The sequence below is a fragment of the uncultured Desulfosarcina sp. genome, from assembly GCF_963664155.2.
Taxonomy (GTDB): domain Bacteria; phylum Desulfobacterota; class Desulfobacteria; order Desulfobacterales; family Desulfosarcinaceae; genus Desulfosarcina.
Genome location: NZ_CAXXXH010000001.1, coordinates 494,789 through 508,005, shown reverse-complemented (window position 1 = coordinate 508,005; position 13,217 = coordinate 494,789). Strand labels below are relative to the sequence as shown.

Annotated in this window: 10 protein-coding genes; 5 read left to right on the top strand and 5 right to left on the bottom strand. The window is 56.1% G+C overall.

Features of this window, described 5'->3' with window-relative positions; all coding sequences use genetic code 11:
- Positions 1-21: 21 nt before the first annotated feature.
- From qrcC to qrcA, 3 genes are all read right to left on the bottom strand, one after another.
- On the bottom strand, positions 22-849 hold the full coding sequence (gene qrcC / locus ACHZBS_RS02400) for a menaquinone reductase iron-sulfur cluster-binding subunit QrcC (RefSeq protein WP_319404932.1): 828 nt from the start codon (positions 847-849) through the stop codon (positions 22-24).
- 21 nt (positions 850-870) lie between these two features.
- Positions 871-3,039, bottom strand: coding sequence for a menaquinone reductase molybdopterin-binding-like subunit QrcB (gene qrcB, locus ACHZBS_RS02395; RefSeq protein ID WP_319404931.1), 2,169 nt, complete (start codon positions 3,037-3,039; stop codon positions 871-873).
- 72 nt (positions 3,040-3,111) lie between these two features.
- On the bottom strand, positions 3,112-3,801 hold the full coding sequence (gene qrcA / locus ACHZBS_RS02390; protein ID WP_319404930.1) for a menaquinone reductase multiheme cytochrome c subunit QrcA: 690 nt from the start codon (positions 3,799-3,801) through the stop codon (positions 3,112-3,114).
- Between the two features lie 208 nt (positions 3,802-4,009).
- Here qrcA and ACHZBS_RS02385 point away from each other — a divergent pair, with 208 nt between their 5' ends.
- The 5 genes from ACHZBS_RS02385 to ACHZBS_RS02365 all read left to right on the top strand — a co-directional run bounded on the left by ACHZBS_RS02385 (position 4,010) and on the right by ACHZBS_RS02365 (position 9,251).
- Positions 4,010-4,210 (top strand): hypothetical protein, encoded by a 201-nt coding sequence (locus ACHZBS_RS02385; RefSeq protein WP_319404929.1) that lies wholly within the window; start codon positions 4,010-4,012, stop codon positions 4,208-4,210.
- 231 nt (positions 4,211-4,441) lie between these two features.
- Positions 4,442-5,380: an ATP-binding cassette domain-containing protein gene (locus ACHZBS_RS02380; RefSeq protein WP_319404928.1), complete on the top strand. Its 939-nt coding sequence runs from the start codon at positions 4,442-4,444 to the stop codon at positions 5,378-5,380.
- Positions 5,381-5,480: 100 nt separating this feature from the next.
- Entirely contained in the window at positions 5,481-6,233 is a 753-nt protein-coding gene (locus ACHZBS_RS02375; protein WP_319404927.1) for an ABC transporter permease, read from the top strand.
- Between the two features lie 15 nt (positions 6,234-6,248).
- On the top strand, positions 6,249-8,123 hold the full coding sequence (locus ACHZBS_RS02370) for a Gldg family protein (RefSeq protein ID WP_319404926.1): 1,875 nt from the start codon (positions 6,249-6,251) through the stop codon (positions 8,121-8,123).
- A gap of 3 nt (positions 8,124-8,126) precedes the next feature.
- Complete coding sequence (locus ACHZBS_RS02365; protein ID WP_319404925.1) at positions 8,127-9,251, top strand: DUF4340 domain-containing protein; 1,125 nt, start codon at positions 8,127-8,129, stop codon at positions 9,249-9,251.
- A gap of 225 nt (positions 9,252-9,476) precedes the next feature.
- Here the strand turns inward: ACHZBS_RS02365 and ACHZBS_RS02360 are convergent, their stop codons facing one another.
- Both ACHZBS_RS02360 and ACHZBS_RS02355 read right to left on the bottom strand, forming a co-directional pair.
- Positions 9,477-12,428 carry an insulinase family protein gene (locus ACHZBS_RS02360; RefSeq protein ID WP_319404924.1) on the bottom strand — a complete coding sequence of 984 codons (2,952 nt, stop codon included), beginning with the start codon at positions 12,426-12,428 and terminating at the stop codon, positions 9,477-9,479.
- A 217-nt stretch (positions 12,429-12,645) separates the two neighbouring features.
- Positions 12,646-13,107, bottom strand: a complete 462-nt coding sequence (locus tag ACHZBS_RS02355; protein ID WP_319404923.1) for a type IV toxin-antitoxin system AbiEi family antitoxin domain-containing protein — start codon at positions 13,105-13,107, stop codon at positions 12,646-12,648.
- Positions 13,108-13,217 lie beyond the last annotated feature (110 nt).

The following is a 13,217-nucleotide window of genomic DNA, read 5'->3' as shown; positions in this document are numbered from 1 at the left end:
GCCTTTACCGCAAAGGCGCTTTTAATGATGCGGGTTGGAGACCTGCCCGGTTTTTTCGTGGGCGAGGTAGTGGTCTCCGGCACGCCGAACCCATTCCCGATCGGACAGGTAGTAGACCTTGGTGTTGGTGCCCAGCCGTTCCAGCAGCCGGAATGCCCGTGGGTTTCTGGATTTGTTGCCGTTTTTGGGATCCGGCTTGACGATTTGGTGTACCCGGTGATCGGGGTTGTTGAGATCGCCGAAAACAATAGCGCCCGCCGGGCAGGCCTGGGTGCAGGCGGTCTGATAGGCTTCCTCGGCTACCTTTTGCTCGTCGTCGAGATAAGCCTTGTTTTTGGCCAGCTGATAGCGATGGAAGCAGAAACTGCATTTTTCCACCACACCGCGCATGCGCGGTGACACATTGGGGCTCAGGTACTTTTCCATGCCGTCGGGCCAGATCGGGTCCCACCAGTTGAAGTACCGCGCGTGGTAAGGGCAGGCGGCCATGCAGTACCGGCAGCCGAAGCAGCGGGTATAGATCTGGCTGACGATGCCTGTCTCCTGGCTGTAGTCGGTGGCTGTTGCCGGGCAAACCGACACACATGGACTGTGGCCCCCATGGCCTTCACAGTGCTGGCAGGGCCGCGGAAGATAGCAGATTTCGGTATCCGGATAGGGCTTGTCGTTGGTGAGTTGGTAGACGCGTATCCAGGTGATGCTGGTCAGTTTGTCGGACTCATCTTCCTTGAAGGGCACGTTGTTTTCGGACATGCAGGCCACCATGCAGGAGCCGCAGCCGGTGCACTTGTCAAGATCGATAGCCATTCCGTATCTCATGGGCGGGTTGTGTTTCTGCTCGTGTTTCATCAGAACCTCATGTCAGGTTGGTTAGGCTTTGGCCAGCTTGGCCCGGATTCCCCAGGCGGCGTCATGACCGGAGGACGGGTCCTCGACCGGTCCGATGAGTTCGTTGACGTTGACACCCTTGCCGGCCAGGTAGCCGTCATAGGCGGTATGCCCCAGCCCTCTGGCCATGGCTATTACGCCGGGTTGGATGCCTTCAAACAGGTGAATCCGCACGCGGGCTTCTCCGCGGGGGGTGGTCAGTTTTGCCATGGACCCTTCGGACAGTCCGGCGGCGGCGGCAGTCCGGGGATTGATTTCGACGAAACCGTCCTTGCCTTTAATGACGGTGTTGGCAACGGTTTTGATCATGAAGGGGGGATCACCGATGTAGCCACTTGAGAGGCGAATGGAGTCGTAGGGAATCAGCATCAACGGAAAGCTGTTTCCATCGCCTTCGGCCTGAACGGCCGGTGCGTCCATCCCGGCCAGGCGAACCGTGTCAGCAACGGGAACGATATCGGTTTCCACCCAGACACCCTCTTCCATGAGGACATCCCACTTTTCCGCCAGCGTCTCTTCCAGGCAGGTTTCGTAGTCGTCCCAGGGAAACGCGTCTGCCATGGAGCCGCCCATGGCCTTGGCTGTCATGATCAGGGTTTCGCCCAGGTGGCGGGTGTTGAACTGGGGGGACACCACCGGTTTGCTTAACCCGATTACCTGCCAGGCCAGGCCGGCGTCCACGGGGACATCCGTGTAGCGCTCCAGATAAATGTGGTCCGGCAGCAACAGGTCGGCCATGGCGGCGGTTTCGTCGCTGAATGACGAGAAGCTGACAATGAACGGAATGCGCCCCAACGCCGTCCGTACATTCCGGGTGTCAGGCAGGTCGTAGCAGGGGTTGGCGCCGGCCACCAGCAGGGCCTGCAATGGATAGGGTCCGCCGCCGTTGACACTGTCGGCCAGCCGGTTGAGCAGGTGCCGGGCATTGGCGTAGCGACCGGTGCCGGCGCCGTCGACGCGCGGCTGAGCAAGGCCGGCTGCTGCCAGTTCGTCACTGGCCACCTCGGGCCACCGGATGTAGTCCGCTTCAGGGAGGGCCCACATCCCGCCTTCCCGGTTGATGTTGCCGGCCAGGGCGTTGAGGGCGTAAACCGCGGCGGTTTCCCGCAGGCTTTCCGCCGCCAGACCTTTGCCGCGGCCGCACAGGGCCAGGGGCCGATTGGCGCTGGCAAACCCCTTGGCCAGGTCGACGATTACATTGGCATCAACGCCTGTGATCTGGGATACCTTTTGCGTTCCGTAGTTGGCCAAAAGCTGGTTTTCCCAACCGCCGGCTCCTGAGACCGTGCCGGTATCCACCCTGTTCTTCGAAACCATCACGGCAGCGATTCCCAGCGCCAGATCGGCTTCGGTGCCTGGGTTGATCGGAATCCATCGGGTGGCTTTGGCGGCACTGTTGGACAGGCGCGGCTCTATCTGAACCACGGTGACGTCCTTTTCTTTCCAGAGGCTGCTGGCCCTGAACATGCGGACCGGCGATCCCCAGCCGTCCACGATGCCGCTGCCAAAGCTGAGAATATAATCGGCGTTTTCCAAATCGAAACCGGTTCTTCCGCTGGCCCCGAAAAGGGTTTTTACGGCCAGTTCATCGGCATCCCGGTGGGATGGCGTGTGGATGAAATTGGGGGATCCGTAGGCGGCCAGGAACCGTTGGAGCAGCGCCGGCACCGTGCCGCCGTTCGTCCCGGCGATGGCGGCTACGGTATGGGCTTCTCCCTTGTTGCGGATGTCGCTGAGCTTTTCCGCCAGGATGGCCATGGCCTCGTCCCAGGAAATTTTCTGCCACTTGCCTTGGCCCCGTTCGCCGATGCGTTTCATGGGCGATTTGATGCGGGTGGGGCCGTAAAGCAGCTGCAGGCCGGAAAGCCCCAGAATGCAAATGCCGCCGTCGTTGACGGGGTGGCCAGGTTTGCCTTCGATCTTTACGGCCCGGTTGTCGACCTTGCGCACGGAGATGCCGCATCCACCCGGACACAAGGTGCAGGTCGAGTCTTCATAGACCACCTCTCCGTCCGGCGGCACCGGCGTCCAGGGCCACATCTGTGACCAGATGGAAGAGTCATCCATCAGTTTCCACGGCAATGGCGACAGGGCCGTGCCCGCTGCTCCGCCGATGACGAACGATAAGAAACTTCTTCTGTCAACTTTCATCTATTTTCCCCTCACCTTGAATACAAGACAGACGCTGCAATCGTTTACCCGGTCGTGAGTTCTTGTCACCCGTTATTTATGACAGACGAAACAAGCATCGCGCTGGGTCTGAACACTGGAGGTGTGAATGATTCCCGCTTCCTTGTGGCATTGGGCGCAGTCATCCATTTTCATGCGGTCCCAGCTGTTTCTCTTAAATCCGGCGATGTTTTTGCCCCAGATGTCCCGGCTGTAGCCGGTGAAACGGTTGTATTCGTAGGGGCGGGAGCTTTCCGATTCGCCGATGTGGCCATGGCAGGTGACGCAATCCATTTCGGCGCCGATCACATGGGCGGCATGGGAAAAGAACACACTGTCCGGCTGGCGGGAGTAAGCCAACCAGGGGACTTCCCGTTCCTTGGAAACATATTGTTCGACGAAAATGGCTTCGTCTTCGGTCTCGCCCATGGGGTCTTCATGGCAATCCGTACATTGGGCAAGTTTGGGAATGCCGGAGAAGCTGCCGTCTTCTCTGAAAAAATGGCAACTTTCACAGCCTTCATCCACCTCACCCACATGCAGGGCGTGGTTGAAGCTGAACGGCTGCTGCTTTTGTGAGTAGAGGAGTTTGGGAAAGATCACCCATCCCAACACCATGCTGGCTGCAAAACCGATGATGAAGAACAGGATGATAAATCCGCCGGCGCCGTTGTCCCCGCCTCCGCTGGCATGTGCCGCGTCATCATCCATCACCTCTTTGGCCTTTTTGTCTAAGGTACTCATGGACTCTCCGTCAACCGCTGTATGATGATTTCTGTTGTGAAACCATTTTCGATTAAACTTAAAACCCCTGCGCCAGTCGCCGCATCAATCGACAGCCCACGCGGTCCTATTCGCGAACACGCCGACTTTGTTGCCAATGTTTTCATATCTATAATTTCGGGTGGGATGCAATCCCGCCCATGGGTGAAAAAAACACGGGAGGTAGAGCTTGCGACTTACTATCGGCAGCCGGCCGTTTTGTCAAGAAAAAATCCTTGAAAACAGGCCGTTGACCGGACTCCCCTGTCTGCTGCAAACAGGGGCGGGGAGTCGATTTGCTCCGTATGTGCGTCGCCTGGCCGGCGGGGTCTGGAACGACCGGGGAACCTGGTATCGTCCTTTCTGCATCGGTACGGGCATCCGGCAATAACGGACTTGACATGCGAGTTTCCAATATTATTATCTCCCAGCTTTTGCAGGCCGCCTTTTAAAACCGGGAAAGTGTGCCCGCTATGTTCCGACCTGCCTTTACCCTACAATGCATCACCCACCGTCATTCTGCCGAGCCCCGCCGGCCGTTTGAGCCTGAGGCGGAAACGGCAGTGACCGGGTGCTGCCTTTTTGAACCCGTTCATTCGAAGGCCAAGGAGACCGCACATCCATGATTGAGGTAAGGCATCTGACCAAGCAGTTCGGCAATCATCCGGCGGTGGACGACATCTCCTTTACCGCCCAAAAAGGGGAAATACTGGGTTTTTTAGGTCCCAACGGTGCGGGAAAGTCAACCACCATGCGGATGATCACCGGGTTTTTCCCGCCCACCCGCGGCACGGTGATCATCGGCGGCAGTGACATTTTAAGCCAATCCGTTGCCGCCCGCAGAAAGATCGGTTACCTGCCTGAAAACGCACCGGTATATCCGGATATGACGGTCGGTCGGTATCTGGGTTTTTGCGCCGAGATTCGCGGGTTCTCGGGAACCGCCAAGACGCAGCGGGTGGGCGAGACCCTGGATCGATGTTTCCTTTCCGGTGTCCGTCATCAGATGGTGAACACGCTGTCCAAGGGATACAAACAACGGGTCTGCTTTGCCCAGAGCATCCTGCATGACCCCGAGTACCTGATCCTCGACGAACCCACCGACGGTCTGGACCCCAACCAGAAGTACGAAGTGCGCCTGATGATCCGGGAGATGAGTGCCACTAAGGCCATTATCTTTTCCACCCATATTTTGGACGAGGTCGACGCTGTCTGCAGCCGGGCCATCATTATTGCCGACGGCAAGGTGGTGGCCGACGACACCCCCGACGGGCTCCGGCGTCGGTCCGCCTTTCACGGGTCCGTTGTCCTGACCGTCACGGGTGCGGCGACTGATGGCGCGCGGAAGCGAATAGCGGAACTGGAAGGGATCGCCTCGGTGTCGGTTGTGGAATCCGATGGCGATCGGACGACCTTGCGCATTTTTCCTGACGATCCGGCGGTTTCCGTTGCCGATCGGGTGATCGCTTCAGTAAGCCGGGACGGGGTTGGCATTGACGAGGTGTTCGTTGAGCAGGGCCGGCTGGAAGATGTGTTTCGAGAGATCACCACCGGCAAATGACCTTTATTTATTGGTGAATTTTATCCCCCGGAAGACACTGGGCGCGTTACGGATTTACCATTACCAAGCAGCAAGACACCCAAATCCAATGGAGCGGCTCATGCAAAACGGTAATTTTTTGAGAAACATATGGATCATCATGAAGCGCGAACTTGCCGGATACTTCGGTTCTCCGGTGGCCTATGTTTTCATTGTGATCTTTCTCCTTCTGACCGGTTTTTTCACTTTTTACATCAGCAACTTTTTCGAAGCGGGGCAGGCGGACCTGAAAGGATTTTTTCAGTGGCACCCATGGCTGTTCATGTTTCTGGTGCCGGCCGTTGCCATGCGGCTGTGGGCCGAGGAGCGCCGGCTGGGGACCATCGAACTGCTGTTGACCCTGCCTGTGACCGTTACCGATGTGGTTCTGGGAAAATTTCTGGCCGCCTGGTGCTTCATCGGCATCGCGCTGGCACTTACCTTCCCGTTGGTCCTTACCGTCATATATCTGGGCAACCCGGATCTGGGTGTGATTTTTTGTGGCTATCTGGGCTCTTTTCTCATGGCCGGCACGTTTTTGAGCGTGGGCAGCATGACTTCGGCGCTTACTCGAAGTCAGGTGGTCAGCTTCATCCTGGCCGTGGTGGCCTGCCTGTTTCTTATACTGGCCGGTTTTGCACCGGTCACGGCCGTGCTGTCCGGGTGGGCACCGGTGTGGCTGGTAAATCTGGTCTCTTCGGCCAGCGTTCTCTCCCATTTTGCATCTATTGCCAGAGGCGTGCTGGACGTGAGGGATCTGCTCTACTACCTGTCGGTGATGGTCTTCATGATCTTCGTCAACGGCGTTATCCTGCAAAACCGGGAATCGGCATAAAGGAGGCCTGAATCCATGAGCGATGGAAAAAGACGCATTGGAAAAACCGCATTTTCGGCCGGCAGCGCCGTGCTGGTGCTTGTCATCGTGGTGCTGGTGAACATTCTAATGTCCCACACCACCTTGCGCTGGGACGCTACCGAAGACAATCTTTACTCTTTGTCCCAGGGAACCCGGACCATCCTTGCCGACCTGAATCAGGATGTGGTTGTCAAGGTGTTCTACAGCAAACACGTGGTCAACATCCCCTCCCATATCAAAACTTTTGCCCAGCGGGTGATCGATTTTCTTTCCGAGTACGAGCAGTACGGAAAAGGCCGCATCTCGGTGGAAATATACGACCCCAAACCCGATTCCGAGGAGGAGGAGTGGGCCATCAAGTACGGCATGAAAGGCATCAGTCTGCCGACCGGAGAGCAGGTCTATCTGGGTCTGGTGGCCCTATCCGCCGATCAGGAGGCGGCCATCCCCTTCATCGATCCCACCCAGGAGACGCGGTTGGAGTATGACCTGACCCGTATCATCTCCCGGGTACAGACCACGAAGCGAATGAAGATTGCCGTGTTCAGCAGCCTGCCGGTGTTCGGAAATGCTTCCATGAGCATGGGCGGACCCCGTTCCGGCTCGGAATCGTGGTTTTTTATTCAGGACCTAAGCAAAACCTACGATCTGATCAACGTGCAGCCTGATGCCGACCGCATCGATCCGGAGGCAAATCTGCTGGTGCTGTTTCACCCCAGAAATATGTCCGATACGATGGCCTTTGCGGTGGATCAATACGTTCTGGGCGGCGGCAACGTCATTGTCTTTGCAGATCCGCTTTCCCTGATGGACGATCCGCGTATGGGCGCCGGTGATTCGATCCCCGCGAACCTGTTCAAGGCATGGGGCATCACCATGGCACCGGGAAAGGCCGTTGCCGACTATTCCTACGCCACACGGTTGAGGAATCGCAACAACCAGGTGGAAACCAATCCGCTGTGGCTTTCCGTTCAATCCGGTGGATTCAACGCGAACAACCTGATCACCGCCAACTTGGAATCCATGTTGCTGCCGGTTGCCGGTGCCATCGAGACGCTGCCGGACAGCCCCTACACCGTCGAACCCCTGATTCAGTCCAGCCCCAACAACGAGATGGTGGACGCTGTCGCTCACAGCATGGATGTTGAGGCCCTGCGGCGGGATTTCAAATCGTCGGAGACGGTGCGCAATCTGGCGGTGCGCATTTCAGGCACGTTTAAGACGGCTTTTCCCAACGGGAAACCGGAGGCTGAACCCAAAGCCGGTGAACCGGCGTCGAAGACCGACGCCAAGGATACGGAAGAACCCCTGAAAGAGGGGAAAGCTGCCGCGGTCATCGTGGTGGTGGCGGACAGCGACCTGCTGTATGACGGCTATTACCTGAGTCAGCAGAACCTGTTGGGCTATACCATCTCGAACATCTTCAACGACAACCTGAATTTCATGCTCAATACCAGCGAGATGCTGACCGGCAATCCTGCCTTGATCAGCATTCGTTCCCGGGGCACTTTCGACCGACCTTTTACACGGGTGCAGGAGTTGGAGCGCAAAGCCCAGGACCGCTGGCTGAACCAGGAACAGGTGCTGGTTCGCCAGGTGGAGGAAACCAACCAAAAACTGAGTATGCTGGAGCAGCAAAAGGATGCCTCCCAGCGTGCGATCCTCAGCGAAGAGCAGGAGAAAGAGATCGCCCGTTTCCAGGAAGAAAAGCTCAAGATCAACAAGGAACTCAAGGTCGTGCGGCGCAACCTGCGCGCCGACATCGAACAGCTGGGCACCATGGTCAAGTTTTTCAATATCTTCCTTATTCCGCTGCTTATCGGCATTGGTGGGATCATTTACGCAATCACTCGAAGAAGAAAGGCATAGTCGATGAAGGGCAAGACGTTTCTGATATTGCTGGCGGCGACCGGCCTTCTGGTTTCCCTCTGGTTTTTTCGCTTCGCAGACGACAAGCAGACCGGTGCGGTGAAAATGGGGGGGAAGCTGTTTGACGACCTGCCGGTCAACGCGGTGGCCAGTGTCACTATCTCCGATTCTGAAAACAGCGTAACCCTGGTCAAGGGTGACAAGGTGTGGCAGGTAGAAGCGCGCAGCGGTTATCCGGCCAATTTCGATGAACTCAGGGAATTAGTGATCAAACTCTCCCGGTTGAAGATCGGTCGCAGTTTTGCCGGTTCAACCGAGAGCCTGGCCCGCCTCTCGCTGATGCCCCCTTCCGCTCCGGATTCGTCGACCCGAGGCAAGCAAATTACCTTGAAAGACCCATCGGGAAAGATCCTTGCCGATGTCATCGTGGGTCAGAGCCGGAAGACCGAAAGTGGCGAAAGCGGTGGACAATACCTTAAAAAGGCTGACTCCGACACCGTATTTCTGGTGGACGACAATTTCCGCTTCCTGAAAACAGCGCCGGCCCAGTGGCTGAAAAAAGAAATCCTGAACATCAAAGCCGAGGATGTGGCGTCGGTGGCCTGTTACTCAGGCGGTCAACCGGCCCCGGTTTACACCCTTTCCCGACCGGAGAAGGGGGAAGCGGCCCGGATGGCACCTGTTCCGCCTGGAAGAACTGCCGATTCGGCAAAAATTGACCAGGTTTTAGACGCCCTGGCACCCTTGACCCTGGACGATGTGCAGCCTGGCGACGGGAAGCCCCCGACGGAGGAATCCGAGCAACCCCGCCTGGTTTACCACCTTTACGACGGCCGGCAGATTTCCATATTTCCCGATGCCGGCATAAAGGACAGCACTACCTTGCGGGTAACCGTTGCAGATTCAAAAGCGGAAACGCCATCCCCTGATGCACCCGCGCCACAACCCGTAGACGGAAAAACACCTGCGGGGGAGAAGACTCCGCCTGCCTCTAAAACGGCCCGACAACTCAACGAGGAGTTGAGCCCGTGGGTATTTTCAGTGAAGAAATGGCAGTTTGACAGCTTCATCACCCAGCCGGAGTCGCTGCTGGAAGAAGTGAAAAAGCAAGCAGGCAGTTCATCCTGATGGAGGCAGAGGACCGAGAAAAGAAAGAGATGCTTGGGGCGTGCCGGGGATTGGGGAATTGAGGAATTAATACTGCGGCTGTCACGGCTATCAGCTGCGGGCAATTTAAAAAAAGCAAACGGTCGGGAGATTCTCTCGGCCGTTTGCTTTTATTAGGAAGACTCTCTCGGCGGGTTGCATCAATTCCTAAACCCCTGGGCCCCTCAATCCCCAATTGCCGTCATCTCATTCCGCCGACTGCTTTCCCGGTTGTATGATGATGGCCGCCGCCCGTTGTTCGGTCAGGTAGGTGGCCGCCAGCGTGGCAAGCTCTTCGGCGGTCACCGATGCATAGTCTTCCTGGAAGTTTCTTGCCCATTCGAATTGCTGGGCGTGCCGATCGGATTCGGTCATCACACTGTTGAGCCAATATCCGTTGGTTTGCCGCAACTCTTTGATCGAGGTGAGAATCGGATCGACCGCCCGCGCCAGTTCATCGGCCGAAATTTGATTTCGAGCCAGATCGCCGGCAATGGTTTTGACTTCCTTCAGCACCGTCTCTGTCTGATCAGGGGCCACATTGATGTAGGCCTGAAATACACCGTAGCCTGTGTAAGCCCGGCTGGCACGGTTAAACGCATATGGAGAGTAGGAGGCTCCCAGTTTTTCCCGGATCCGTTGCCTGAGACGGTCGGAAAAGACATCGGCAAGAACGGAAAGCCGCCGGGTCCGGCTGATGTCCCAGAAGTCTCCCGTCTGCCAGGCGGCAACGACCATGGCCTTTGGGATTTGGGTCTCCACATCGATTTGTTTGGCGGTTCCCGTGGGAAGATAGGGCAGATCGGCTCTGGGATTCTTCGGGTTGCGTGTTCTATCGGGCAGGGAACCCAAATAGCGCCGGGCCAGTTCGATGACTTCGTCTTCGTCAAAGTCGCCGACGATAGACAGCTCCAACGCGGCGCTGTCCAACTGGGGGGCGATCCAGTCCCGGATGTCATCCAGACCAATGGCCTGGATTTTCTCATACGGCGGCATGCCGAAGCGGCTATCGCCCCCGGCCAGAAAACGCAGTCCCTTGATTCTCATCATGCCTTCGATGGAGCGGGAAAAGGACTGATAATCCTGTCGCAACCTTTCCCGGGCCAGTGTCAGGGCGTCATCGCGGAAGCCGGGATCCATTATGTGGGCGTAAATCAACTGAAAAAGCAGCGGCACTTCCCCGGAGACGGTTTCTCCGAACAAATTGAAATAGGTTTCCGTAATTCTGAAATCGATATAGGTGCTTTTGCCGGCCAGCGCACGCTCTATCTCATTGGTGTCCATGGTGCCTAAGCCGCTTTCATTGACCGTCGCTTCGGCCAACAGCGAGATGCCCGGAAGGGTCTCTGGCTCTGCGGATGTACCATGGCCGAAAATCAGGTTGGCCAGAACCTCATTGGTTTTGTAATTGGTGCGTTTCAAATTAACCTGTATGCCGTTGCCCAGTCGAATACGGGTTATGCCCAAGTCTTTGATGACTTCCCGCGAGGTGATAGTGCCGGTCTTTTCCGGTTCCGGCAGATAGGGAAAGGAGCTAATGGCTTCGACCTCGGGCCGATGGACCACGGTGCTTGCCGATGACAGATAGATATCCCGAATCAGCGATTCCGGGGATTTCGGCGATAATTGCTCCAAATCGGCGTTGCCAGAAATCATGACCAGTCGGTGGTCGTCGGGCCAATTCTCGTTAAATGCCTGGTGGATCTCTGTCAGAGTCACGGCTTTCACCATGGGCGCCAGATAGTTTTTTTCCTGATCGGGGGACTGGAAGACCCGGTCACCGGCAAGATTTCGGATAATGGCTCTGGCCAGCGTCGTGCTGTTTCGGGTGGGCGCTTCCCTGACCGCGTTATCCAGCATCTTCAGCGTGTCTTTCCGGACCCGCGACAGTTCGGCTTCCGTAAAGCCATAGAGCCTGGCTCGTCGCAACTCCTGCTCCAGGACTGCCAGCGTCTGCTGCCAGTTTTCAGTACCGCTGTCCGCAGAAATTTCTGCATAACGGATGCGATTCAGGTAAATACCGGACCCAACGGCAGCAGAAGTAAAGGGCGCTCCCGGTTCTTTCAGTCGGGCATCCAGGCGATTCTGAAGGATTCGGTCTGCCAATCCCTCCACCATTTGCCGGCGTCGAAGAGCCAGTGAATCCGGAACAGGATCGTAGGAGCGGATGACTTCTATACTGGCTGTCGTTCCACCTGCTTCAGGTTCAAAATGGTGAAAGATCTCCAATCCCTTGTGGTTGACCGTTCCTGTCTCCGGCAGGGCGGCGGCCGTTGCCCGAGGCGTTAATCCACTGAACTGCGCCTTGACCAACTGCTCTGCCAAGGGGACGGAAAAGTCTCCCACCAGGACCAGGACCATATTGTCCGGCCGATACCACGCATCATAAAAACTTTTGAGTAGCGCCCGGCTCGCATTTTCGATAACCTCTGTCTTGCCGATAGGCAACCGTTTGGATACCAGGTGATCGGGAAGTTCAAATTGAAGCGAGGCTTTGAATGTCCGGTAATCGGCTGAATCGCGGGAGCGCATTTCTGCGAGAATAACGCCGCTTTCCCGTTTGACTTCCTTTTCCAGCAACAGTGCACCCGAGGCATAATCGTGCATCACCAGCAGGCCCTTTTTAAGATTTTCCTCATTTCCTGCCGGCAGGATGATGTCATAAACGGTTTCGTCGAACCCCGTGTGGGCGTTGGCGTCATTGCCGAACTGCATGCCGATGCTTTGAAAATAGCGGACCAGTTCACCCGGTGGGAAATGGGTCGACCCGTTGAACAGCATGTGTTCGAGGAAATGAGCCACACCCCGCTGTGCTTCCGTCTCATTTAGGCTGCCGGCCCGGATGTAAAGGTGAACGCTGACCCGGTCTTCCGGGCGTTTATTCTCCATTAGTACATATTGAAACCCGTTGGTAAGCCGACCGAAGGTAATCGCTGGATCCGGGGCCAGGTCACTTTCTTCTTGCGGCCATGGCGGATAGGGTCGCTCATTGCTTTCCGACGGACCCGCAACAGCAGACGGCGGAGACGGTATTGATGCAGACAGGGCGGTGTCCGGGACCGGACACAGCCATCCCATCAGCACCAGTGTCACTAACCCGGTTGCGATGTTCTGCAAGGCGCTTTTTCTTTTCGTCCCAACCGTGCGGAGGTCAATCATGAGTATCCCTTTTTTTCTGGTCGCTTCAATTTAACGAATTTGCTCTGCCGATAACTTTCAGATATTAATACAGCAATGAATAAAGGCAATGTTATGACACCATGGTCCATGAAGAGAAAAGCCTTCTGAGCCCATCTGTCAGATGGTGCAACCGGAAGGCTTTTTCTACAAAAAAAAAGATGATCCTGGCGCTCGAAGCGTTCTGGATCGATGACAATTATTTCTTTTTAACGTAAAGGCCGCGGGAGAGGGTTTCGATTTTACCTTTTTGGGTCAGTTTATACAGCGCGTTGCTCACTTGACGGGCCTCAAGTCCCGCTCTTTTTTTCAACTGTTCTACGGTAATTCCCCCTCGACTTCTGCTGATCATCCCAAAGATGTTGTCGAGCATGGTTGGCCCTCCCGCAGCAGCGGGGGGGGTAGCTTGAGCTGTGGCGGGTGCTGATTTTTTAGCCGCCTTTTTTTTAGCTGTTTTTTTTGGGCGGGCCGCTTTGGATGTTTTAGCCGATGCGTTGGTCTTCTTGGCAGGTGTTTTTGTTTTCCTGGCGGTTTTCACCTTTTTTCTCGGTGCTGCCTTTCCACTTCCTTTTTCAATGGCCTCAGCCATTTTCTCCACCTGCTGAACAAGAGAAGACAGTGTAGTGGAAATCGCTATTAGTTCCTTTTGAACATCTTTCATCAGCTTGAGCCTCCTTGTTAAAGCGGTTTTGGCTAAGAATTTAGCTAGTTATTTTGAGCCCTAATATATTTCTCTTTTGTTGTCAACCCTGTTTTACCTCGTTTTGAGCA